Source organism: Micromonospora sp. KC606 (genome assembly GCF_004348675.1).
Lineage (GTDB): Bacteria > Actinomycetota > Actinomycetes > Mycobacteriales > Micromonosporaceae > Micromonospora.
Genome location: NZ_SMKN01000078.1, coordinates 1 through 24,071 on the forward strand (window position 1 = coordinate 1; position 24,071 = coordinate 24,071).

Consider the following 24,071-nt stretch of genomic DNA (forward strand, 5'->3'; position numbering starts at 1 on the left):
GCGTCCCCACCGCCGCCCGGTCACCGGGTCGCCGCCCGGTACGCGGTGGTGCCGTCGGTGGCGCGGGCGAGGTTTCTGCTGCCGCTGGCCTCCCGCCGGGTCGGGGCGGCCTCGACCCTGGCGTACAACGCGCTACGACCACCTCGGGTGCGGGTCGACCGGCTCGCGGTCGGGGTGCTGGCCGGCCTGGGCGGCACCGGCCTGGCCCGGATGCCGGTGCTGACCGTCGCCGTGCCCGACCGGGTCGACCCGGCGGAGCTGTTGCTCACCGACGAGCTGGGCCGGTCTGCGGGGTGCCGGCTGCACGCGGCGATCGGAATCCGGCCGCCGGACCCGCACCACAAGCCGACCCTGCAACTCTTCGACGACCGGGGAGCCCCCCGGGGGTACGCGAAGATCGGGTGGAACGACGCCACGCGGGCGATGGTCGTGGCGGAGGCCGCCGCGCTGCGCGAGCTGCCCCGCGACGGCGGTGACTTTCCCGACGTGCCGCGACTGGAGCGCGAGCTGCGCTGGCGCGACCTGGCGGTGACCCTGGTCGCGCCGATGCCACGCCGGGTGCGCCGGCTGCCTCACCCGCACCGGCCGCGGGTGGCCGCGATGCTGGCCGTCGCGCGCCGGGGCGGTCCGCCGGCCGCGCCCCGGCCGTTGGCCGGTTCGCCCTTCCTGACCGATCTGGTCGCCCGCGCCGAGCGGGCCGGTGGGCCGGTACGCGCCGCCGTGGCGGCGCTGGCCGCGCGGGACGGAACCCTCGGTCTGGAGTTCGGCGACTGGCACGGCGACTGGGTGCCGTGGAACCTGGGTGTCCATCGTGGCCGGCTGGTGGTCTGGGACTGGGAGAACAGCGGACGGCACCGCCCCGTCGGTTTCGACCTCGCCCACCAGGGGTTCCAGAGCGCCCTGTCGCTGCGGGACCGGCCGGTCCCGCAGGCCGCGGCGGAGATGGACGAGTTGCTCGGGCGGCACGGGGACGCGCTCGGCCTCGACGCGGCCCGCCGCCGGTTGGTCGCCGACGCCTACCTCGTCGAGCTGTGGCTGCGGACGGCGGAGCTGGCAGCCGGTGGGAGCGGCTGGAGCCGGAAACTGCACCCCGCGCTGCTGGAGCTGCTCGCCGAGCGGCTCGGGCCCTGACCACGTCGGTCCCCGCAGTCCGGGCGGCGCAGCTGTCCAACTCCCGACCGGAATTCGCGGAAAACAGCAGGCAGGGCACCCCGCGCTACCGCCGAACCCGCCGGGTCCACTACTGTGACACCGCTCGATCATCGCCTGTGGGGCGGCGTGGTCGACGGTGTCCGGGCGGCGTGGGGCGTCTCCGGGCTCCGGGGTGTGGGACAGGTCCGGCCGTCGGCCGGCGGGGCAGGGAGATCAATGACAACGGCAGTGCACGCCGGGCGAACGGCCGCCCGGTGGTCGGGCGTCGGCGGGTACGCCGTCGTGCGGAGCGGTGACCGCGGATGATCCTCATCTACGCGCTCGGGGCACTGTCGGTGTTACTGCCCCTCGTGCTGGTGCCGGCGCTGGCCCGCCGGGTGCCCGCGGTGCGGGCCGGCCGGGTCGCGCAGCGACTCCGGGTGGCCGTTGCCGGGCTCACCGCCGCGTTCGGCCGGGGCGGGGCGGCGCTGGTGGTGCTGCTGGCCGGGTGCGCCGCGGTGGTCGCCGTCTGCTGGCCGCTCGGCGAGGCGTTGGCCCGGCTCGAACCGCACGTCGACCACCCGGTCTTCGAATACGTGCACGCCCGCCGGTTCGACACCTGGGCGGAGCTGAACTCCTTCTACACCGCGCTGGGCGACCGGTACCCGCTGAAGTGGGTCACCGCGGTCGCCGCGCTGGTCTTCGCCGTGCTGTGGCGGCACCGCCGGTGGTGGGTGCCGTTGGTCGCGATGCCGCTGCAGTTCGTCGTGGAGCAGTACGTCCAGGCGATCCTGGCGACCATGGTCGACCGGGGGCACCCGCCGACCGACCTGGGCACGTACCCGTCGGGCGGGTGCGCCCGGATCATGTCGACCTTCGGCACCATCGCCGTGCTGACCATGTTGACCTGGCGCATCCCGCGCGCCGGTCGGGTGGCCCTGATGACCGGGGTGGTGACGCTGGTCAGCCTGGAGGGCTACACCCGGATCTACGCGGAGAAGCACTGGCTGACCGACGTGATCGGCGGCTGGATCTTCGCCGTGTTGCTGTTCGGGGTGATGGCGCTGGCGCTGCTGGTCACCGAGGGCCGGATCCGGCCCTCGGTGCCGCGGGCCGCGCCGGTCCGCGAGAGCGTCCCGTGACCACCCTTCTCGTCGCCTCCACCGGGGGACACCTCGCGGAGTTGCACGACCTCGCGCCGCGCCTCGGCGTGCACGACGACTGCGTCTGGGTCACCTTCGACTCGCCGCAGAGCCGCTCCCTGCTCGACGGCCAGGAGGTCATCCACGTCCCGCCAGCGTCCACCCGGGACGTGGCGGGCGCGTTGCGCGATCTGTTCGCCGCCCGGCGGGTGCTCGGCGGTGGCCGGTTCCGTCGGGTGATCAGCACCGGCGCCAGTGTGGCGGCATCGTTCTTCCTGCCGGCCGCCCGGCATGGCCTGGCCTGCCACTACATCGAGAGCGCCACCCGCACCGAAGGGCCCTCGCTGACCGGTCGCCTGGTCGCCGGCCTGCCCCGTACCCGGCTCTACACCCAGTACCCGACCTGGGCCGGGGGCCGGTGGCGGTACGGTGGCTCCATCTTCGACGGCTACGCTCCTTCGGTGCGACCCGCGCCCCGGCCGGTGTCCCGGATCGTGGTGGCGCTCGGCACCCACGACCGGTTCGGTTTCCCGCGGCTGCTGGCCCGCCTGGTCGACGTCCTGCCCCGGGAGGCCGAGGTCCTCTGGCAGGTGGGGTCGACCGAGGTGCCGCGGATGCCCGCCGGCGTCCGCCGGCAGGTGCCGTACGCGGAGATGCAGCAGGCCATGCGGGAGGCGGACGTGGTGGTGACACACGCCGGGGTCGGCTCCGCGCTGGCGGCGATGCGGGCCGGGCACCGCGCGATCTACGTGCCCCGGCGCCGGGCGTACGGGGAACACGTCGACGACCACCAGGTCGAGATGGCTCGTGAGCTGGACCGGCGCGGGCTGGTGCTGGCCCGGGAGGCCGACGCGGTCACCGCTGAGGACCTGGCGGAGGCGGCATCGTGGACGGTCGACAAAGTCGGATCCGTCATCCCGTTCCGGTGGGCGGCGTGACTCCGGCGCGCCCACCGGTCGACGTGCGGACGCCCGTCCGCCGTGGGTCGTCCCGGGGCGACCTGTGCGCACGGAGCGGGCCGAGCCGCCAGCAAAACGGACCGGTCGGGTGATGGTGCGACAAATCCGGACGCAGCATCCTACGCAGGATCTCACTTCATCATTGGGGGAATCAGTGCTTCTCCGAACGTCGTCTCGATCAGGTCGACGGTGGCTCGCCGTGCTCGCCGCGCCGGTGTTGCTCGCCGGTCTGCTCGCGGCGCCCGTCCGGGCTGCCGGGCCGCCCACCCCGGTCGCCATGACGCTGACCAGCGCGAATCCGGTGGACAACACCCCGCACGCGCAGAACGGGGACGCGAAGGCCTTCGCCGAGATCGGTGCCACGGTCTACGTCGGTGGCTCCTTCACCTCGGTGAAGGCCGCAGGCGCCGCGAGCTGGACGACTCGCAACTACCTCTTCGCCTACGACAGGGCCACCGGGGCGCTGAAGACGGCCTTCAACCCGCAGCTCGACGGCGCGGTGCACGCCCTGGCGGTCAGTCCGGACGGAAAGCTGATCGTCGGCGGCGCGTTCGGAATGGTCAACGGCGTCGACCGCAAGAACCTCGTGCAGCTCGACCCGAACACCGGCGCCACCATCGCCGCCTGGGTCGGCCGCAGCGACGGCGGCCTGGTCCGTCGGACCATCGTCTCCGGGGACAAGCTCTATCTCGCCGGCGCGTTCTCCTGGGTCAACGGCACCGCGCACTCGCTGCTGGCCCGGCTCGACGTCCGCACCGGCGCGATCGACCCGACCTTCCAGATCGACGCCAGCGTCGCCCGTACCAGCCAGCAGCTGGTCTGGGGCCTGGACGTCACCCCGGACGGCAACACCCTGGTCGCGGTCGGCAACTTCACCAAGGTCAACGGCCTCGACCGTAACCAGGTGGTGCTGGTCGAGGGGCTCAAGGGCACGCCGAAGGTCGCCAACTGGAACACCCAGCGGTACGTGGCGCCCTGCACGATCAGGGGCTTCCCGTTCTACGCCCGGGACGTCGACTTCTCCGACGACGGCAGCTACTTCGTGATCGCCGCCGACGGCGGCCGGTCCGCCGGCGCGTACTGCGACACGATCGCCCGGTTCGAGACCGCCACCCGGGGTGCGGCCATCGACGGCACCTGGGTCAACGACACCGGCCACGACTCGGTGACCTCGATCGAGGCGGCCGACAACGTGGTCTACGTCGGCGGGCACTTCCGCTGGCTGAACAACGCCAACGGCAACGACTCCGCGGGCGCCGGCGCCATCAACCGGTACGGCCTGGGCGCGCTCGACCCGATCAACGGCATGCCGCTGGTGTGGAACCCGACCCGCTCCGGCGCACCGTCGGGCACCACCGCCTGGGGCCCGATCGTGTGGGAGCTGTGGCGCGGCAGCGGCGGCATCTACGCCGGGTTCGACAGCGACGGTCTGGGCAACGAGTACCACGGCCGGATGGGTCTGTTCCCGCTCGCCGGCGGGCGGACCATCCCGGCCACCAACGCGCCGACGGCGGCCTCCGGCTACCTCTACATGGGCGCCGGAAACGGCCAGACGACCAAGGTTCCGTTCAACGGCTCAACCATCGGCACCCCGGTTCCCAGCAGCCAGCCGAACCTCACCGCCGCCGGCGCGACGTTCTCGATCGGCGACAAGCTCTACTGGTCCAAGACCGACGCCGCCGCCCCGCAGGGCAGCTCCCTGCAGGTGTCGATGTTCACCGGCGGTTCGGTGGGCGTGCCGTGGGTCAGCAGCGGCTTCAACGACTGGTACAAGCCGTCGACCATGAGCGGGGCGTTCTACCTCGACGGGCGGATGTACTACACCAGGGCCGGCGCCAACAAGCTGTTCTACCGCTACCTGGAGCCGGACGGCTCGATCATCGGCTGCACCGAGTTCACCCTGCCCACCACCAACCTGGACTGGGCCAACGTGCGGGGCCTGGCCTGGGTCAACGGCAAGCTCGTCTACGGCAACACCGACGGCGCCCTACGGACCGTGCCATTCGACGGCACCGAGGTCGACGGCGCCGGCGCGATCCAGATCACGTCGGCGAGGAGACCGGTTGGCTCATCCACCCGCAGTGTCGCCTATCTGTCGCCCCGGGTCACCACGCCGCAGTGGACGAGCCCGACGCTGTTCTTCGCCACCTCCTGACCGATCTGGCCCACCTTCTGACCGGTTCGACGACGACCGGGCGGTCCGCCGGTGTCCCCGCGACACCGGCGGACCGCCCGCGTCACAACGAGCCGGTCGGCTGTCGACCGCCGGTGGCCGTCCGGCGACAATGAGACGACCACCGGGCCCCGCCGGGTCGTCACCCGCCCCGTTCGGGGCCACCCCACCTCTCATCGTGCAAGGACCTGACTGATGGACGTGACCGACGTCGCTTCCGCCCGGCAACGCCCGGTCGGCCTCGTCGAGCTGGCCCGCATACCGCTGCGCCGGTGGCGGACCGTGCTCGCCGCCGCGGCGCTGGTGCTGCTGGCCGTGCTCGGCTACCTGTTCGTGCTGCCGGCGACGTACACCGCGACGACGGCCCTGGTGGTCCGGCCGGTGGTCACCGACCCGTTCTCGGTGCAGTCCGTCGCCGCCGACCGGGCGGTGAACATGACGGCCGAGAGTGGCATCGCCACCAGCAACGACGTCATCGACCGGGTCGCCGGCATCACCAACCGGGATCCGGAGGACGTGGCCGACGCCCTGGAGGTCGAGACACCGGTCGGCGGTCAGGTGATGCGCTTCAGCTACGCCGGGCGCAGCGAGCGGGAGGCGGTCGACGGCGCGAACGGCGCCGCCCAGGCCTACCTGGAGCTGCGCAAGGGCATGTACGAGAACCAGCGCGCGGCGGTGCTCAAGTCGTACGACGACACCATCGCCGTGGTCACCGCCCAGCGTGCCACCACCCAGCGGGCGCTGCCGAGCAGCCAGGTGTCGAGCAACCCCTCACCGCGCACCAGCGCCCTGCTGGACCAGCTCCGGGCGCTCAACGACCAACTCGCCACCCTCGCCGAGCAGCGGTCCAAGGTGGCCTCCGCCGACCTGAGCCCGGGTTCGGTGACCAGCGCCGCGCGGACCCCCGTCCCGTCCAGCCGGGACGCGGCGCCGCTGATCCTGTTGGCGGGCCTGCTCGGCGGCCTGCTCCTGGGCGGGTTGGTGGCCTTCGTGCAGGAGTCCTTGGACCGCCGGGTGCGCACCTCCGCGGACGCCGCCGCGGTGATCGGCGCGCCGCTGCTCGGCACGGTCCGTCGCGGCCCCGGCGGCCAGCCCGACGAATCCGATCTGCGGTACCTGATGCTCGCCCTCGCCCGTTGGCTGGACGGGCCGCAGCGCTCCCCCCTGGTGGTGCTCTCGTCCGCGGCCGACGAGGGACGGGAGCAGATCACCGCCGGCCTCGCCGTGGTGCTCGCCGCCGCCGGCCACGAGGTGCGCCTCGGCCTCACCCCGGAGTCCGTGGACCGGATCCGTCCACTGATGCTGGACGCGCAGCGCCGCAACCCGCCGGTGGAGCCGGCCCGCACCCAGGTGCCCCGACCCCGGACGGCGCCCACCTCCACGCCGGTGCCGGCGGCCACCGTGGCCCCGGGCGGCGGCGGCCCGGAGGACACCATGGTGATACCGGCGGTTCGCAAACCTCGCCCGTTCCCCAGCAAGCCCGAGACGAACGGGGTGTACCGGTCCACCACGAGCGAGGAGACGCAGGTCATCCCGTCCGCGTCCCGGTCCGCCCCGGCTGCCGGCGGCGCCACCGAGGGGGTGGAGCTGCGGATCGGCCCCGGCAAGGTGCACCTGGTGTATCTCGACAGCCCGTCCTCGCCGGGGCTCACCCTGCTCGACGCGCCGCCGGCGCTGCACGACGAGCGGGGCGTGCGGGCTGCCCGGGAGGGCCGGGCGGTGCTGGTCACGGCCCTGGACACGACCCGCACCAACCAGTTGTCCCAGCTGGTGGAGCGGCTGCGGTCGGCCGGGGTGGAGCCGTTCGGGTTCGTGGTGACGGGAGCGGGACGTGACTGACCACGACCGGCCGGGGGCCGCCCCACCGCCGGGGCACCCGCCGGTGACGGTGGTGGTGGCCACCCGGGACCGCCCGGGTCTGCTGGAACGCGCCGTCCGGGCGGTGCTCGACCAGGACCATCCCGGCGCGGTGGAGTGCGTGGTGGTCTACGACCACACCGACATCCGTCCGCTCGACCTGCCGGTGCCGGCCAACCGCTCGCTGCGGTACGTCACCAACAGCCGTTCCCGGGGGCTGCCGGGCGGCCGGAACACGGGCGTGGCGGCGGCCAGCCACGAGCTGATCGCGTTCTGCGACGACGACGACTTCTGGCTGCCGGCCAAGCTGCGCCGTCAGGTGGAGCTGCTCGCCGGGCGGCCCGACGCCGCCGCGGCCAGCTGCGGCATCCGGCTGGCGGGCCCCGGCATCGCCAAGGAGCGCCGCCTCGCCGCCGCCGAGGTGACCCTGGCCGACTTCGTCGAGGACCGGGTCATGGAGGTGCACTCCAGCACGCTGCTGATCCGCCGGTCCACCTGGGACGCCGTCGGCCCGGTCGACGAGGAGCTGCCCGGCGGCTACGGCGAGGACTACGAGTGGCTGCTGCGGATCGCCGCGCACGGCCCTGTGGTGGTCGTGCCGGAGGTGCTGGTGGTGGTGGACTGGCACGGCGGCTCGTTCTTCTTCGGCCGCTGGGCCACGATCGTGGAGGCCACCCGGTACCTGCTCGACAAGCACCCCGAGCTGGCCGGCAGCCGCACCGGGCTGGCCCGGCTGCACGGGCAGATCGCCTTCGCGCTGGCCTCCGGGCGGCGTCGCCGGGAGGCGGTGCGCGAACTGGGCCGCGTGCTGCGGCTGAACCCGCGCGAGAAGCGGGTGCTGGTGACCGTGCCGGTGGTGCTCGGGCTGCTCTCCGGGGAGCAGGTGTTGCGGCTGGCCCAGCGGACGGGGCGGGGTGTCTGACCGCAGCGCCGGGACCGCCGCGCCGCCGCACCCCGGGAGCACCAGGCCGGCTCCCGGGGGCGGCCTGCCGTCGGCGCCCCCGCCGCCACCGCTGCCCGTCTGGCCGCTGACGGTCATGTTCGCCCTGGTCCCGCTCTGGTGGGCGCTGGGCGCGTTCTACCTGGGCTGGTCGGTGCTCGCCGCCGTCCTGCTCACCCTGCTGGTCGCCCGGGGGCGGGTGCCGCTGCCGGTCGGGACCGCCTGCTGGCTGGTCTTCCTCGTCCTGGTGCTGGCCAGCGCCACCCGGCTGGACCGGGCCACCGCGTACCTCACCTTCGGGCTGCGCTACGGCTTCCTGGTGACCGCTCTGGTGGTCTGTGTGTACGTGTACACCCTGGTCCGGGAGGGCGCACCGTGGGAGCGGGTGCTGCGCCCGCTCGGCTGGTACTGGCTGGGCATCGTGGGGCTGGGCTGGCTGGCCGTGTTCGCCTCCGACTTCGCGCTGACCACCCCGGTGGAGATGGCTCTGCCGGGCGCCCTCGCCGACGAACGCTACCTCCAGGCGCTGACCCACGTCCGGCTCAACGAGTTCAACCCGTGGTCCCGTACGCCGATCTACCGCACCGCCGCGCCCTACCCCTACACCAACAACTGGGGTACGGCGTACGCGCTGCTGGTGCCGTGTGTGCTGGCGTACCTGACCTCGGTGCGCACCGGCCGGTTCCGGGTGGCGCTGTGGGTGTCGCTGCCGCTGTCGGTGGTGCCGGCGTTCCTGACCCTCAACCGGGGCATGTTCGTCGGTCTCGGCGCCGGCCTGCTCTACCTGGCGCTGCGCGCCCTCGTCCGGGGCAACGCCCGGCTCATCGTCTCGATCGCCGGGCTGGTGCTGCTGGTCTGGATCGTCAGCCTGGTGGTGCCCGTCCAGGAGATGATCAACGCCCGGGTCAGCACCACCGACACCAACGTCGACCGGTTGGACCTGTACCTGCGCACCTGGCAGGCGGTGCAACAGTCCCCGCTGCTCGGCTACGGCGCGCCGAAGAGCGTCGACACCACGCTGGCCGCCGAACCGCTGGGCACCCAGGGCCTGATCTGGCAGATCCTCTACAGCCACGGCATCCCGGCGCTGGTGGTCTTCCTCGGCTGGCTGGTGCTGGTCGCCCGGCGGCTGGCCGCCGCCGTCTCGCCGGCCGGGCACTGGCTGAGCACCGTGCCGGTGATCGCGCTGGTGGTGATCCCCGTCTACGCGTACATCGACCCGAACCTGTCGATCATCTTCTTCGCCGTGGGCGCCGGGCTCGCCGCGGTCGCCGGGCCGGTCAACCGGGCCTCGCTCGGCCCGTCCAGCCTGGCCCGGCCGGCGCCGCTGACGCCGTGGCGTACCCGCAGCGTCGGCCGCGCCGCCGTGCCGCGCGCGGCGACCGGGGTCGCGTCGGTGCCGCTGCGCACGGCGGTGCGCAGCGTGGTCCGCCGGGTGACCGGCACGGCCGAGCAGACCCCCGCTTCCGATCCGACCTCCGCATTCCCGTCGCCGTCCGCACCCGCCGAGGACGCCCCGGGTTCGTCCGGGCCGGCGTCCGCGTCACGGCCGGGCACCGGAGCCTCGCCCGGGGGAGGGGCGAAATGACCGCCGGGGGTACGCCGACCCCGGCCGTCACCGCTGCCCCCGCGACAGGCGGCGACCGGGAGGTACGTCGCGGCACGCGCAGCGGGATGGTCGGGCTCGCCGGGGCTGCCGTCAACGGCCTGCTCGGCTTCGTGCTCACCGTGGTGATCGTCAGAGGCCTCGGACCGGCCGGTTCCGGCGCGATGTTCACCGCGATCGGGGTGGTGGCCATCATGGGCGTACTCTGCTGCGCCGGCGCGGACACCGCGTTGGTCTGGATGCTTCCCCGGCGTACTCCGGGTCGGGACGGGGACGCGGCCCGGTTGCTGCCGGTGGCCCTGGCCCCGACGTTGCTGCTTGCCGTCGCTGTGGCGGCCACCGGCGTCGCCTGCTCCGGGGCGCTCGCTCCGGTGCTCTTCGACCCTGGCGCGGCCGAGGGCAAGGGCCTGCTCCGGCTCGCCTTCGCAGGCCTGCCTGTCGTGGTGGCGATGACCGTGTTGCTCGCCGCCGTTCGGGCGGTCCGCCCGGTCGCTGCGCTGGTGGCCGTGCAGTACGTGCTCGTCCCGGCGGCCCGTCCGGCGCTGGTGCTGGCCGCGCTCGCCGCCGGGGCGGGCGTGACCATTGCCTTCGCCGGCTGGTTGGCCCCGGTGGCGCTGGCCGTGCTGGCCTGCGCGGCGCTGCTGCTGCGTCCGCTCGGCCTGACCGCCGGAGCACGGCTACGCCCGGCCGGCGAGGACTGGCGGACGCTGTGGGGCTTCGCGCTGCCCCGGGCCGCCTCCGCCACCATCGACGCCAGCAGCATGTGGTTGACGGTGCTGCTCACGGCCGCGCTCGCCGACCAGGCCGAGGCTGGCGTGATCGGTGCCGTCGGCCGGTACGCCCTGGCCGGCCTGCTGATCATGCATGGCCTGCGGGTGGCCGTCGCACCGCAACTGTCCCGGCTGCTCGGCCAGGGCCGCACCGTCGAGGCGGCCGCTGTCTATCGGCGGATCACCATGGTGATCATCGGGTTTTCCTGGCCGGGCTACCTGTTACTGGCGATCTTCGCGCCAGGTTTCCTGCGGCTGTTCGGGGCGGAGTTCACCACCGGCGCCACCGCGATGGCCCTGCTCGCCGGGGCGATGATGGTCAACTCCGGTACTGGGATCGTGCAGACGCTGCTGCTGATGAGTGGCAGCAGCGGGCAACACCTGCTGGCCGCCGCGACCGGCCTGCTGCTCAACGTCGGGCTCGCCGTGGCGCTGATCCCGGCGCACGGTGCGCTCGGCGCGGCCGTGGCGTGGACCGCCGGGATCCTGGCAGAGAACGTGCTCGCCACCCTCGCCGCCCGCCGGGTGGTTGGCGCACCGCTGGTCACACGGGCGATGCTGGCCACTGCCGGGCTCGCCGGCACCGCCACCACCGTGCTGGCCGGGGCGGTCGCGGCGGTCGCCGGTCGCGACGTGGCCGGACTGTCCCTCACCCTCGCGGTGATGGTGCTGCTCGCCGCCATGCCGCTGCTGCACCCCCGGGTACGCCGGCAGGCGCGGGCGGCGGCGCCCACGCTGTTCGGCCGGGGGCCGCGATGACGAGGAGGACACGATGACGACGATGCGGGACCGGGTGAAGGCGCTGGTGCCGGCCCCGGTGGTGACCGGTGTGCGGCACACCCTGGTCCGGTACGGGGAACGCACCAGCCACCGGCGTCCGCTGCCGGACTTCCTCGTCATCGGCACCAAACGCGGTGGCACCACCTCGCTCTGGCGCTACCTGCTGGCGCACCCGCTGGTGCCCCGGCTCTTCCCTGGCTGGAACACCAAGACCTCGCACTACTTCGAGGACACCTACGCCCGGGGCGAGGCCTGGTACCGGTCGCACTTCCCGACGCTGCGGCAGCGGCAGTTGCTGGAACGCCGGCACGGCGGGCCGACCCGGGTCGGCGAGGCGGCACCGCTGTACATGTTCCACCCGCTCGCCCCGGAGCGGGTGGCTGGGCTGATCCCGTCGGTGAAGCTGATCGTGCTGCTGCGCGACCCGGTGGAGCGGGCGTACTCGCACTGGAAGGAACGGCGTACCGAGGGCGTCGAACCGTTGGGCTTCGCCGAGGCGCTGGCCGCCGAGGAGGAACGCACGGCGGGGGAGCGGGAGAGGCTGATCGCCGAGCCGACGTACGTGAGCAACGCCTACGACTGGTACAGCTACCGTGCCCGGGGCCGCTATCTGGAACACCTGGAACCCTGGCTGGAGCGCTTCGACCGGGAGCAGTTGCTGATCCTGCCGAGCGAGACGCTGTACCGGGAGCCGGCCGCCACGTACGCCCGGGTGCTGGACTTCCTAAGCCTGCCTCCGCACCAGCTCGACCGGTACGAGGTGTTCAACGACCGGCGCAGCAGCGCCATGGACCCAGCCGTCCGGGACGAGTTGACCCGCTACTACGCGCCGTACAACGACGCCCTCGCCGCCCGGCTGGGCATGACCTTCGACTGGGGGAGCTGATGGTGGCGAGCGGAACCGGAACGAACGACGAGCGCGCGCCCGCGCACCGGAGCCGGGGGCCGCTGCACGCGTTGCGCTTCCGGCTGGTCGACGCCCCCGACTCGTACGGCGCGAAGCGCCGGGCGAAGCGGGCGCTGTGGCTGTCGGAAACCTTTCCGGACCTGGCTGAGATGTCCGTGCTGGACCTGGGCGGCCGGGTGAACAGCTGGACGAAGGTGTCGGTCCGGCCGAAGCACGTGCACGTGGTGAACCTGGAACCGCTGCCGGCGGAACTGCCCGACGGGATGGAGGCCGACCACGCCGACGCCTGCGAGCTGCCCCCGTCGATCCTGTCCCGCCGCTACGACCTGGTGTTCAGTAACAGCGTGCTGGAGCACGTGGGCGGGCACGAGCGTCGGCGGCGGATGGCCGAGGCGATCCGCGAACTGGCCCCCCGGCACTGGGTGCAGACCCCGTACCGGTATTTTCCGATCGAGCCGCACTGGGTGGCGCCCGGCATGCAGTTCCTGCCGGTGCCGGCTCGGGTGGCGGTGGCCCGCAAATGGCCGTTGGCGTACACCCCGGGCAAGTCCTGGAACGCCGCCATGAAGCAGGTGCTCACCACCGAGCTGATCGGCCGGGCCGAGATGCGCTACCTGTTTCCGGATTCGACAATCCGCGCGGAGCGGATGCTCGGCCTCACCAAATCAATCATCGCAGTACGGACGGCCTGAGCATCCCGCCTGTCTGCTATGGACGTACGTGCATGTCCTCATCGGTAACGCAATCCTCTGAACACCTAATTGCCCCTAGGCAACTGGCGGCTGTAGCGTTCACTGCACTATTGGCCTGGATGCGGGGGAAAGTGTCAGTGGTTTCTGCGCGCGTACGGGCAGGCGGATGTCCGGATAACGGGGCTGACCACGGAGACGGCCGAGTACGTCGCCCACCCCGACGGGCACGTGGAGGCGAAGGTTCACGCCGGCCCAGTGCGGATGCAGCAGGACGGCAAGTGGGTTCCGATCGACCTCACACTCCAGTCGGCGGCGGACGGGTGAAGAACCGGGAGGCCGTGGACCGGCTGCCGGGAGGGGAGGTGTGGCGAGGAAGTGATCAGAGGGAATTCGGGTGGGCAATCTACCGCGTTCGGCATGGGTGGCAGAGTTGATCTGTGCATCGAAGTGCCCATCGTTTCTCAGGTGGTGATCGATCTGGGTAGGTTATTTAATCGACCTTCAAAGGGCGCTTCGGTGAGGTGTCTAGGTCGCTCTGACCTTCAAATTCGACTGCTGGCTCCGTCGTTCTTGATAGTTCGGATGAAGGTCGCCGGCTTGCTCGATCGTTACACCAAGTTAACCCTCCTCCTGGTGACTTCCCTTGGTGTTCTCGGTGGCGCTTTCAATGTTTGGTCGGTTTTTTCTGAGGGCTTCCCGGGGGAGCTCCGCCTCTTGTTTCCATTTGCAATCGCGATATTGCTGCTGTGGGGGGTGGGGCGGCTTGCGATCCCGGTGAGGCAGCAGCCGTATTGGGAAGAAGGTTACGTTGTTGTGCGAGACCTGCCTGATGTGGTGGCAGCGGAGCTCGTTTCGAAAGTCGACGGTCGTGGCGTGGTTGTCCGTCCCAGGCGTGCACATTGATTCTCCGCAAGGAAGCGAGGAGCGAACCAGGCCAACACGCACGGGTCAGCGAGTGACGGCGGGCTCGGACGTCCGCTGGTCGGGACGCCAGCCGGCAGGGCGGGACGTGACCCGGGCGTGACAGCCCGTCGTGTTGCGCTGGCTGACTGCAGGTGAATCGCACGGTCCCGCCCTCGTCGCGTTGCTGCAGGGGGTGCCCGCCGGGGTGGAGGTGACCTCCGCCGACATCGCCGGCGAGCTGGTTCGCCGCCGGCTCGGCTACGGCCGGGGCGCGCGGATGGCGTTCGAGCAGGACGAGATCGGGATCATCGGTGGCCTGCGGCCCGCGTTGTAGCTGAGATGTGCGGTCGAGCAGAACTGACCACCTTTGAGAAGGCAGGGAAATGGGATTAGCAAAAGAAATTCTGTACCTGTCGGAACTTGCTGGCATTGTGCTCGCCGCCTACGCTGTCGTCGTAGTCGGAATCAAGGGTCAGCCGCCACGCAGCCGGCGGTGGTGGGGAGCGGCGAGGCAGCTGTCCCGTCGGAGTTTCGCCGCTCTGTTCGGATCCCTGGGCCTGTCTTTCAGCCTGTTGATGTATCTCATTCTGTTCCACCGTGATCAACAGGTCCGGTTGGCAGTCGGTGTGCTGGCGGTGGTGGTTCTGCTGCTCGTGCTCAACTGGATCAGGCTGGCGCGAAGCCACCCTGACCGACCGGCTGAACGAGCGGGGTTGGGGACCAGGCAGCTGCGGTCACCCGAGCAGCCGTACAAGGTCAGTTTCCTACTCGTTCTCGCCGTCGCCTCTGCCGCGTCGGCAGTGACGGCTGAGGGCGCACCGGCCAAGGCGCTGGGTGTCGGGGCGGGCGTCGTTCTCGTCCTGCTGGCGTGGCGGGCGGCCGTCGTCAGGGTTTCCGTCACCGACTCCTCGGTCGCCGATGTCCGGCTGTTCGTGCGGCGCACGTACGAGCGGACGGAGGTGGCCGAGGTGCATCTCGGCCGTCCCGGCGGCTTCCTCGACGGTCACTGTCTGGTCCTGACCCTCACCGATGGGCGGAGGCGCCGCTGACCGCGTCCCGTGTGTACTCGTGGTTTCCCGTCGTCGCACACTTGGCGCGGCTGCGGGAGCTGCTGGCCGACGTGCGGCGTTGGCAGGAGCAGGCAGCCGGTGGGGCGACATCGAGAGCTGACTAGTGGTGCTCTGTTGCGTCTTGGTCAATATCCGTAGCCGTCGGAGGCGGCTGCATGGCGAGGCACTGAGTTCTTCCTGACCCAACATGTAAATGGTCGGTGCAGCGTCGGGCATCAGGGCCACCCTCGGGGCCGGGCGGGGGTTGTCCCAGGTGGCGGCCTCCCCGTGCCGCGGGTAGTGTCGCCGTCCGTGAGCGCGGTGATCCGAAACAACGTGACGGTCACGGGCCGGGACACCGGGCCCGCCCTCGTCTTCGCCCATGGCTTCGGTTGTGACCAGCACATGTGGCGTCTCGTCACGCCCCGCTTCACCGACGACTACAAGGTCGTCCTCTTCGACCACGTCGGCTGTGGTCGATCCGACCTGTCGGCGTACCGACCCCAGCGGTACGCCTCCCTGCAGGGCTACGCGGACGACGTACTGGAGATCCTGGCCGAACTCGACCTGTGGGATGTCGTGTTCGTGGGCCACTCCGTGAGCGCGATGATCGGCGTGATCGCCGCGGCGGCAGAGCCGGACCGTTTCTCGCGGCTGGTCCTGGTGGGCCCCTCGCCCCGCTACATCGACGAGGATGGTTACCGGGGTGGCTTCACCCGGGCCGACATCGACGAGCTGCTGGAGTCGCTGGACAGCAACTACCTGGGCTGGTCGGCCGCCATGGCTCCAGTGATCATGGGTAACCCGGACCGGCCCGAACTCGGCACCGAGTTGACGAACAGCTTCTGCCAGGCCGATCCGGCCATCGCCCGGCGGTTCGCCCAGGTGACGTTCCTCTCCGACAACCGGGCGGACCTGCCGAAGGTCACCATGCCCAGCCTGATCCTCCAGTGTTCCGACGACGTCATCGCCCCGTACGAGGTCGGCGAGTACGTGCACCGTAACCTGCCCGGCAGTTCGCTGGTCCTGCTGAAGGCGACCGGCCACTGCCCGAACCTGAGCGCCCCGGACGAGACCGCAGCCGCCATCGACGCGTTCCTGAGCAACGACTGAGCGTGGCCGAGCCGCCCCCACCGACCGAGAGCTTCGTCCCCCTGCTCGAGGAGAGCGCGGAGGACCTCTACGAGGGCGCTCCCTGCGGGTACCTGTCGGTGCTGCCGGACGGCACCGTCGCCCGGGTCAACCAGACATTGCTGGACTGGACCGGTTACCAACGGGCGGACCTGCTGGGCCGGCGGGTGCAGTCCTTCTACACCATCGGCAGTCGAATCTTCCACGAGACCCACCTGGGGCCGCTGCTGCACATGCAGGGTGAGGTGCGAGGCGTCGCCATCGAGTTCCGGCGTGCCGACGGCAGCCGGTTGGACACCCTGGTCAACGCGGTCCTGCGGCAGAACCCGGGGACCGGGTCATCGGTGCTGCGGATGACCGTCTTCGACGCCACCGACCGGCGCTCCTACGAGCGGGAACTGCTCGACGAGCGCCGCCGCGCTGAACGCAACGCGGCCCGGATCCGGGTGCTCCAGGACATGGTGGCACGGTGTGCGTCGATCGATCGGGCCGTGGACATCGTCGCGCCGATCGTCGCCGCCGGGACGGCGGCGTTCGAGGCGAGCACGACGGTGGTCCGGCTGCTGGACCCGGAGGAGTCCGTGCTCACCGTTGCCGGCCCCGGCGCACCAGCCACCGCGTCGATCCTCCTCGCCGACCCCGTGGCGGAGGCGCACGCCGTCCGCGTCGGCGACGTGGTCGTGCCCGAGCCGACCCCAGCCGACGTACGGGCCGTGACGCCGCTGGTCGTCGACGACCGGGTGCTCGGCACGGTGTCGTTCGGCTTTCCGCCGGGCCGGCGGATCGCCGCCGACGAGGTGGAGCTGATGCGGACCGTCGGCCGGCAGGCCGGGCAGGCGCTGGAGCGCGTGCGGCTGCACGAGGAGACCGCGCGGAGAGCCTGGCAGTCCGCATTCCTGGCCCGGCTGAGCCGGGACCTGGACGAGGCCGTGGGCTCGGCCGACCGGGCCCGGCGCCTGGTGAACCTGCTGGTGCCCGAGCTTGCCGAGTACGCGCAGGTGGAGATGGTCCGGGAGGAACAGACCGGGTGGCTGTCCGCCTCCGTGCCGGACGCCCGGGGCGCGACGGACTCCGCCGACGAGGTGATCGCCTGCGGCCTGCGAGGAACCTGGCCCACCCGGGAGGAGGTCGTGGCCACCGTACGGGCGGCGGCCCGATCGGGGCAGGTCGCGACGGTGCCGGCGGCGCCGCACGGTCGGCGGGGTCTCGTGCTCCCGTTGCGGGCCCGCAGCGCGGCGATCGGCACACTGCTGCTGGTCGGCGAGGCGGCCGAGCGCAGCCGCGTCGACCAGGACTTCCTGCTCGATCTGGCGGACCGGGCCGGGCTGGCGCTGGACAACGCCCGCCTCGCCGAGCAGGACCGCGAGATCGCCCGCACTCTCCAGCGCAGCCTCCTGGTCACCGAACGGCCGACCGACTCCCGCTTCCACGTGGCTACCGTCTACCGTCCGGCGGTGGAGACGCTGGAGGTCGGTGGTGACTGGTACGACGCCTTCACCACCTCCACCGGCAGTGTCGGGGTCGTCGTCGGCGACGTGGTGGGGCGCGGCATCCGGGCAGCCAGCGCGATGGGTCAGCTACGCAGCGCCGTTCGGGCGTTGGCGAAGGCTCAGTGCAGCCCGGCCACGGTGTTGAAGCACATGGACGATTTTGTCGCCACCCTTGAGGTCGGGCAGATGACCACGTTGGCCTACGCCGAACTCGCGCTCGACACCGGCATGCTGCGGTACGCGTGCGCCGGGCACCCGCCGCCGCTGCTGCTCCCCCCGGACGCCGCTCCCCGCTTCCTGTGGGAGGGCCGGTCCGGGCCGCTCGGTACGCACACCGCCAGCCGGGCGCGCCGGGAGGCGGAGCTGACCGTGCCCCGGGGCTCGCGACTGCTGCTCTACACCGACGGGCTGGTGGAACGGCGTGGCGAGCGGATCGACCAGGGGCTCGACCGGCTCGCCGACGCGGTGGAGGTGCACCGGAAGTCGCCTCTCGCGGCGCTGGCCGAGCAGCTCAGCGATGCGATGCTGGACAGCGAGGGTGGCCACGACGACACGTGCCTGCTCGCCCTCGCCTTTGCCGGCGCGCCGCTGTTCCGCGCCGCCGTGCCGGCGCGGATGTCGCGGCTGCGCCCGCTCCGGGCCGAGCTGCACGAGTGGCTCGCTGGACACCAGGTTCCGGAGTCCGAGCGGTACGGCATCGTGCTGGCCTGCTCCGAGGCGGTGGCCAACGCCATCGAGCACGGCTACCAGGGCGACCCGTCCGCAGTGGTGAGCGTGACCGTGACGATCGACGGGGGTTTCCTCGACCTGAGGGTCTCCGACACCGGCCGGTGGCGGGCCCCGATGGCCAGTGCCGACCGGGGACGCGGGATGGCGCTGATGGGACGGGTGATGGACGACCTCGTGGTCGATCGGGGCGCGGGTACGAACGTGTTGATGCGACGCGAGCTCAGAGGGACGGGCAGGTGACCGCAGCGAACCGGGTGACAGTAGGCAGTGAACGCAGTTGCGAGGTGGTGCGGCTGCGCGGCGACGTCGACCACGGCAACGCGGAGCTGGTGGAGCGGGACGTGCTCACCGCGACCCGCGCGGCCGTCGGGGTGGTGATCGACCTGACCGGGGTGACCTTCCTCGACAGCGCCGGTCTGCGCTGCCTCGACCGGTTGGTCACCGCTTTCCTCAACCGCCAGGCTCCAGTCCTGGTGGTCGCACCGGACGGTGGCGTGGTCCGGTTCACTCTCGACCTGATCGGCTTCCTCCCCGACCTGGTCGTCGGAACGGTCGACGAGGCGCTCACCCAGCTCACCGCCTGAGCCGGCGAGTCGCCCACGCGCCGACGCCGGCCGGCACGCACCGGGGCGGTCGGGGTGCGGGCGGCGGGGCGCCGGCGCCCGCGTCCGCAGGGCGGGACGCGCAGGGCGGTACGTCGGGGCGGCGACCCGGCGTGACAGACTGAGCGTCGTGTTGCGCTGGCTGACTGCAGGTGAATCGCACGGTCCCGCCCTCGTCGCGTTGCTGGAGGGGGTGCCCGCCGGGGTGGAGGTGACCTCCGCCGACATCGCCGGCGAGCTGGCCCGCCGCCGGCTCGGCTACGGCCGGGGCGCGCGGATGGCGTTCGAGCAGGACGAGATCGAGATCATCGGCGGTCTGCGGCACGGCGTCACGCTGGGCAGCCCGGTGGCGATCCGGGTCGGCAACTCCGAGTGGCCGAAGTGGCAGACCGTGATGGCCGCCGACCCGGTCGACCCCGACGAGCTGGCCCGGCAGGCCCGCAACGCGCCGCTGACCCGGCCCCGGCCGGGCCACGCCGACCTGGCCGGCATGCAGAAGTACGGCCACACCGACGCCCGGCCGATCCTGGAGCGGGCCAGCGCGCGGGAGACCGCCGCCCGGGTCGCCGTCGGCACGGTGGCCAAGGCGCTGGTGAGGCAGGCCCTCGGCGTCGAGATCGTCTCGCACGTGGTGGAGCTCGGCCCGGTCGCCGCCAAGCCGGGCCTGCGGCCCATCCCGGAGGACGCCGCCCGGATCGACGCCGACCCGCTGCGCTGCCTCGACCCGGAGGCCAGCGCCCGGATGGTCGCCGAGGTCGACGCCGCGAAGAAGGACGCCGACACCCTCGGCGGCGTGGTCGAGGTGCTGGCGTACGGGGTGCCGCCGGGCCTGGGCAGCCACGTGCAGTGGGACCGTAAGCTCGACGCCCGGCTCGCCACCGCGCTGATGTCCATCCAGGCGATCAAGGGCGTGGAGATCGGCGACGGCTGGCAGCAGGCCCGCTCCCGTGGCTCCGTGGCGCACGACGAGATCATCCCGAGCGCGACCGGGGTACGCCGGGTCACCGACCGGGCCGGTGGCCTGGAGGGCGGCATCACCACCGGCGAGCCGCTGCGGGTGAAGGCCGCGATGAAACCGATCTCATCACTGAACCGGGCCCTCGCGACCGTGGACGTGACCACCGGCGAGCCGACCACCGCGATCAACCAGCGCTCCGACGTGTGTGCGGTGCCGGCGGCGGCGGTGGTAGCCGAGGCGATGGTGGCGCTGGTGCTCGCCGAGGCGGCCACCGAGAAGTTCGGCGGCGACTCGGTGGCGGAGATCCGCCGCAACCTCGCCGGCTACCTCGACGCCCTGGTGATCCGGTGAGCGCGAGGAGTGCAGCGGAGCGGAGCCCCGCAGTCGCGAACGAAACGGTGATCCGGTGAGCGCGAGGAGTGCAGCGGAGCGGAGCCCCGCAGTCGCGAACGAAACGATGATCCGGTGAGCGCGAGGAGTGCAGCGGAGCGGAGCCCCGCAGTCGCGAACGAAACGATGATCCGGTGACCGCCCGGTGGCACGAGTCGGGAAGCGTGATCTGGTGACGAAGCCGGTCTGCGTGCTGGTCGGAGCACCGGGCTCCGGCAAGACCACCGTCGGCGAGGAGCTGGCGGCCCGGCTCGGGGTGGCGTTCCGGGACACCGACGCCGACATCGAGGCGATGGCCGGCAAGCCGATTCCGGAGATCTTCATCGACGAGGGGGAGGCGCACTTCCGTACCCTCGAACGGGCGGCGGTGGCGGCGGCGCTGGCCTCGCACGGCGGCGTGCTCGCCCTCGGCGGCGGCGCGGTGCTCGCCGAGGAGAACCGCGCCGCGCTGGTCGGGCACACCGTGGTGCACCTGTCGGTGGAGCTGTCCGACGCGGTGCGACGGGTCGGGCTCGGCGCCGGCCGCCCGCTGCTGGCGATGAACCCGCGCGCCACCCTCAAGCACCTGATGGACCAGCGTCGTCCGCTCTACGCGCAGGTGGCGACCGCGACCGTGGTCACCGACGGGCGTCCCCCGGAGGAGATCGCCGCCGAGATCGCCGGCCTGCTCAAGCCCTGACCGGCCCAGATCGGGCCGGGACGCCCGGGTTGACGGGGCGTCGGTGCGCGGGCCGCCAGGTCACCAGGACGGCCAGCGCGAGCAGGAGTTCGGCGAGGTCGCCGACGTAGTACATCAGGGTTGCCGCGGTGCGGGTCTGCGCCACCGTCGCCGCGGTGTCGACCAGCCCGGCGTACATCAGCTGGGCCAGCGTGGCGTGCGCGGCCACCGAGACGCCCAGCACGGCCAGCCGGACCGGCACCGCCGGCCGGTGCGGGCCCGGGTCGGGACCGGCGATCGCCCAGGTGAACAGGTATCCGCTGGCCAGGAAGTGGGCCAGCGCCAGCGTGTGCAGCGGCGGGTGGTCCAGGCTGGCCCGGTGCAGCGGGGTCAGGTGCAGCGCGTACAGCCCGCCGGCGGTGAGCAGCAGCCCGGTCACCGGGTGGGCCACCATCCGCGCGCCCGGACAACGAAGCGCCCGGACGATCGCCCGGCCGCGTCGCCGGTCCAGCACCCGCAGGGCGAGGGTGCCGGGTGCGCCGAGCACCAGCCCGAGCGGTGCCAGCATGCCGACCAGCAGGTGCTGCCACATGTGCCCGACCAGATCGTGGCCGGGCACATGTACCGCCACCGCGAGCAGCGCCGTGCCCGCGCCGAAACTCGCCGTGCGCCGGTGGCTCCAGCCGCCACGTCCGGCGTCGCGTTCGCGCAGCGCGGCGGCCAGGTACACCCAGAAAGCCACCAGCGGTACGAGCAGCAGCGGCCCGACGGTGGCCCCGTGGTGCCCGTTCATCGGCGGTCGGGTGCGCGGAGGTCGACGGTGGTGGCCCGCCGCTGCACCGCCCAGCCCACCCCCACCAGGGCGACACCGAGCAGCAGGAAGCCGAGGTCCCAGGCGGTCTGGTGCGGGCCGCTGCGGACGTGGTGGATGCCGAGCAGGTGGTGGTTGACGATCCCCTCGACGAGATTGAACAGACCCCACCCGACCAGGGCCCAGCCCCACAGGGCCGGGGAGCGCCAGAGCCGGCCTCGGGAGCGGGTGACCCGGGCGTAGAGCAGGGCCAGCCCGGTGAGCACCGCGACCCAGGTCACGACGTGGAACAGCCCGTCCCAGAGCGTGTTCATCTGTAGACCTGGCACGGTGTCCACCGGGTACGCCGGCACCCCGATGTTGTCGTCGCCGGTGCTGCTGAGCAGGTGGTGCCACTGGAGCACCTGGTGCAGGACAATGCCGTCGACGAACCCGCCGAGGCCGACGCCGAGGATGATCGCGGGCAGCCGGATGTGGGTGGGGTCGATGCTGGTGCCGGTCATGGGATCCTCCCGCGTCGTGGGGCCGGTCCCGTTGCGCCCTGCCCCCGTGTTCACCGATGAAACGTCCCGACCGTCACCGCCGTCACGATCGCCGGTCGTCGCGGGTGCCACCAGATGGACGGCTCTCCGGCCGGCGCCGGGTTCTGCACTAGGCTCGCGGCGATGGACGAGGTGACCCGGATTCCGGTCGGCGGCGAGCGGCCGTACGACGTACTGGTCGGACGTGACCTGCTGGGCGAGCTGCCCGGGCTGCTGCCCGGCGCGAGCCGGGCGGCGGTGCTGCACGCGCCGCCGCTGAAGGAGCTGGCCGACGCGCTGGCCGAGCGGCTCGGCGCGGCCGGTGTGAGCCCGCTGCTGGTCGAGGTGCCCGACGCCGAGGCGGGCAAGCGGATCGAGGTGGCCGCCGACTGCTGGGAGCGACTCGGCGCGGCCGGCTTCACCCGGACCGACGCGGTGGTCGGCGTGGGCGGCGGCGCGGTGACCGACCTGGCCGGTTTCGTCGCGGCCTGCTGGCTGCGCGGGGTGCGCTGGGTGCCGGTGGCGACCTCGCTGCTGGGCATGGTCGACGCCGCCGTCGGCGGCAAGACCGGGGTGAACACCGCCGCCGGCAAGAACCTGGTCGGGGCCTTCCACCCGCCGGCCGGGGTGCTGGCCGACCTGGCCACCCTGGGCAGCCTCCCCGCGGCCGACCTGGCCGCCGGGCTGGCCGAGGTGGTCAAGTGCGGCTTCATCGCCGACCCGGTGATTCTGGACCTGGTGGAGAGCGACCCGTCCGTCGCCACCGACGCGGCCGGGCCGGTGGTCCGCGAGCTGATCGAGCGGGCGATCCGGGTCAAGGCCGACGTGGTCTCCGGCGACCTGCGCGAGTCGGGGGTGCGGGAGGTGCTCAACTACGGGCACACCCTGGCGCACGCCATCGAGAAGGTGGAGGACTACCGCTGGCGGCACGGGCACGCCGTGTCGGTGGGCACCGTCTACGCCGGCACGCTGGCCCGGCTGGCCGGGCGGCTGGACGCGGCGACCGCCGAGCGGCACCGTACCGTGCTGGCCGCGCTGGGTCTGCCCACCGGCTATGCGGCGGACGCCTGGCCGGCGCTGCTGGCCGCGATGCGGGTCGACAAGAAGACCCGGGGTGCCACGCTGCGGTTCGTGGTGCTCGACGCGCTGGCCCGGCCGGCGATCCTGGAGGGTCCGGACGACGAGCTGCTGCACGCCGCCTACCGGGAGATCTCCTCGTGAGGGTGTACGTGCTCAACGGGCCCAACCTGGGCCGGCTGGGCACCCGGCAGGTCGACGTGTACGGCGTGACCAGCTACGCCGACCTGGTGGACCTCTGCGTGGACACCGGCCGGGAGTTGGGGCTGGACGTGACGGTCCGGCAGACCGACGCCGAGCACGAGTTGATCGGCTGGCTGCACGAGGCCGCCGACGAGGGCGCGGCGGTGGTGCTCAACCCGGCCGCCTGGTCGCACTACTCGATCGCGGTCCGGGACGCCTGCGCCATGCTTCGCGGCCCCCTGGTGGAGGTGCACATCTCCAACATCCATGCCAGGGAGGAGTTCCGGCGCCACTCGGTGGTCTCGGCGGTGGCGACCGGGGTGATCTGCGGGCTCGGTGTGGACGGCTACCGGCTCGCCCTGCGTCACCTGGCCGCCCGCTCCGGCCCGAGGTCCTGACCCCGGCGGGCGGGCGGTCCGGCGACCGCTGTCGCGGTCATCCGGTGCCGAAGCGCACGCCAGATGTGTGACGAGAATTACCGACAGTGGCCTTACCCACCGTGACCATTCACCTGTGCCCTTCCGGCTCCGGTATGCATTCGCCCGAATGCTGCCGCCTGCCCAGGAAAGTGGCGATGTGTGGGTCAGGCGGGCGAACGGCTGGGGGCGGGCG

21 protein-coding genes and 1 pseudogene are annotated in these 24,071 nt (G+C 72.4%); 20 read left to right on the forward strand and 2 right to left on the reverse strand.

The window, feature by feature from the left end:
* The 18 genes and pseudogenes from E1193_RS32525 to E1193_RS16705 form a co-directional block, all read left to right on the forward strand.
* The coding region (locus E1193_RS32525) for a hypothetical protein (RefSeq protein WP_207922732.1) at nt 1-1,131 on the forward strand (1,131 nt) is incomplete at its 5' end.
* Between the two features lie 323 nt (nt 1,132-1,454).
* Entirely contained in the window at nt 1,455-2,273 is an 819-nt protein-coding gene (locus tag E1193_RS16625) for a phosphatase PAP2 family protein (RefSeq protein ID WP_132184104.1), read from the forward strand.
* Nucleotides 2,270-3,211: a glycosyltransferase gene (locus E1193_RS16630; RefSeq protein ID WP_132184105.1), complete on the forward strand. Its 942-nt coding sequence runs from the start codon at nt 2,270-2,272 to the stop codon at nt 3,209-3,211. Before E1193_RS16625 ends, E1193_RS16630 begins: the two co-directional genes overlap by 4 nt.
* Before the next feature lie 220 nt (nt 3,212-3,431).
* Nucleotides 3,432-5,387, forward strand: a complete 1,956-nt coding sequence (locus E1193_RS16635) for a delta-60 repeat domain-containing protein (protein ID WP_243707726.1) — start codon at nt 3,432-3,434, stop codon at nt 5,385-5,387.
* A gap of 213 nt (nt 5,388-5,600) precedes the next feature.
* Nucleotides 5,601-7,244 (forward strand): Wzz/FepE/Etk N-terminal domain-containing protein, encoded by a 1,644-nt coding sequence (locus E1193_RS16640; protein ID WP_132184106.1) that lies wholly within the window; start codon nt 5,601-5,603, stop codon nt 7,242-7,244.
* A complete protein-coding gene (locus E1193_RS16645) occupies nt 7,237-8,184 on the forward strand; it encodes a glycosyltransferase family A protein (protein ID WP_132184107.1) in 948 nt (315 codons plus the stop codon). Before E1193_RS16640 ends, E1193_RS16645 begins: the two co-directional genes overlap by 8 nt.
* A 115-nt stretch (nt 8,185-8,299) precedes the next feature.
* Nucleotides 8,300-9,790, forward strand: coding sequence for an O-antigen ligase family protein (locus tag E1193_RS16650; protein ID WP_132184108.1), 1,491 nt, complete (start codon nt 8,300-8,302; stop codon nt 9,788-9,790).
* Nucleotides 9,787-11,337, forward strand: a complete 1,551-nt coding sequence (locus E1193_RS16655) for a lipopolysaccharide biosynthesis protein (protein WP_243707728.1) — start codon at nt 9,787-9,789, stop codon at nt 11,335-11,337. The genes E1193_RS16650 and E1193_RS16655 overlap by 4 nt, the downstream gene beginning before the upstream one ends.
* Nucleotides 11,338-11,350: 13 nt before the next feature.
* Nucleotides 11,351-12,244 carry a sulfotransferase domain-containing protein gene (locus tag E1193_RS16660; protein WP_132184109.1) on the forward strand — a complete coding sequence of 298 codons (894 nt, stop codon included), beginning with the start codon at nt 11,351-11,353 and terminating at the stop codon, nt 12,242-12,244.
* A gap of 170 nt (nt 12,245-12,414) precedes the next feature.
* A complete protein-coding gene (locus E1193_RS16665) occupies nt 12,415-12,957 on the forward strand; it encodes a class I SAM-dependent methyltransferase (RefSeq protein ID WP_347877033.1) in 543 nt (180 codons plus the stop codon).
* Between the two features lie 417 nt (nt 12,958-13,374).
* Complete coding sequence (locus E1193_RS16670; RefSeq protein WP_132184110.1) at nt 13,375-13,860, forward strand: hypothetical protein; 486 nt, start codon at nt 13,375-13,377, stop codon at nt 13,858-13,860.
* Between the two features lie 130 nt (nt 13,861-13,990).
* A pseudogene (locus tag E1193_RS16675) lies at nt 13,991-14,182 on the forward strand (chorismate synthase); the annotation flags it as partial.
* 391 nt (nt 14,183-14,573) lie between these two features.
* On the forward strand, nt 14,574-14,909 hold the full coding sequence (locus E1193_RS16680) for a hypothetical protein (protein ID WP_132184111.1): 336 nt from the start codon (nt 14,574-14,576) through the stop codon (nt 14,907-14,909).
* 312 nt (nt 14,910-15,221) lie between these two features.
* Nucleotides 15,222-16,022, forward strand: coding sequence for an alpha/beta hydrolase (locus tag E1193_RS16685; protein ID WP_132184112.1), 801 nt, complete (start codon nt 15,222-15,224; stop codon nt 16,020-16,022).
* Nucleotides 16,023-16,024: 2 nt separating this feature from the next.
* Nucleotides 16,025-18,499, forward strand: coding sequence for a SpoIIE family protein phosphatase (locus E1193_RS16690; RefSeq protein ID WP_132184113.1), 2,475 nt, complete (start codon nt 16,025-16,027; stop codon nt 18,497-18,499).
* Nucleotides 18,496-18,843: an STAS domain-containing protein gene (locus tag E1193_RS16695; protein WP_165945756.1), complete on the forward strand. Its 348-nt coding sequence runs from the start codon at nt 18,496-18,498 to the stop codon at nt 18,841-18,843. Before E1193_RS16690 ends, E1193_RS16695 begins: the two co-directional genes overlap by 4 nt.
* Nucleotides 18,844-18,991: 148 nt before the next feature.
* Nucleotides 18,992-20,170 (forward strand): chorismate synthase, encoded by a 1,179-nt coding sequence (gene aroC, locus E1193_RS16700; protein WP_132184115.1) that lies wholly within the window; start codon nt 18,992-18,994, stop codon nt 20,168-20,170.
* Nucleotides 20,171-20,378: 208 nt separating this feature from the next.
* Nucleotides 20,379-20,888: a shikimate kinase gene (locus E1193_RS16705; RefSeq protein WP_132184123.1), complete on the forward strand. Its 510-nt coding sequence runs from the start codon at nt 20,379-20,381 to the stop codon at nt 20,886-20,888.
* Here the strand turns inward: E1193_RS16705 and E1193_RS16710 are convergent.
* The gene (locus E1193_RS16710) at nt 20,878-21,660 is read right to left on the reverse strand and encodes a cytochrome c oxidase assembly protein (protein ID WP_132184116.1); all 783 of its coding nucleotides are present in this window, start codon (nt 21,658-21,660) and stop codon (nt 20,878-20,880) included. The genes E1193_RS16705 and E1193_RS16710 overlap by 11 nt on opposite strands.
* The gene (locus tag E1193_RS16715; protein WP_132184117.1) at nt 21,657-22,181 is read right to left on the reverse strand and encodes a DUF2243 domain-containing protein; all 525 of its coding nucleotides are present in this window, start codon (nt 22,179-22,181) and stop codon (nt 21,657-21,659) included. The genes E1193_RS16710 and E1193_RS16715 overlap by 4 nt, the downstream gene beginning before the upstream one ends.
* 162 nt (nt 22,182-22,343) lie before the next feature.
* On the opposite strand from E1193_RS16715, the gene aroB reads away from it, so the two are divergent.
* The gene (aroB, locus tag E1193_RS16720) at nt 22,344-23,420 is read left to right on the forward strand and encodes a 3-dehydroquinate synthase (RefSeq protein ID WP_132184118.1); all 1,077 of its coding nucleotides are present in this window, start codon (nt 22,344-22,346) and stop codon (nt 23,418-23,420) included.
* The gene (gene aroQ / locus E1193_RS16725) at nt 23,417-23,857 is read left to right on the forward strand and encodes a type II 3-dehydroquinate dehydratase (protein ID WP_132184119.1); all 441 of its coding nucleotides are present in this window, start codon (nt 23,417-23,419) and stop codon (nt 23,855-23,857) included. The genes aroB and aroQ overlap by 4 nt, the downstream gene beginning before the upstream one ends.
* Nucleotides 23,858-24,071 lie beyond the last annotated feature (214 nt).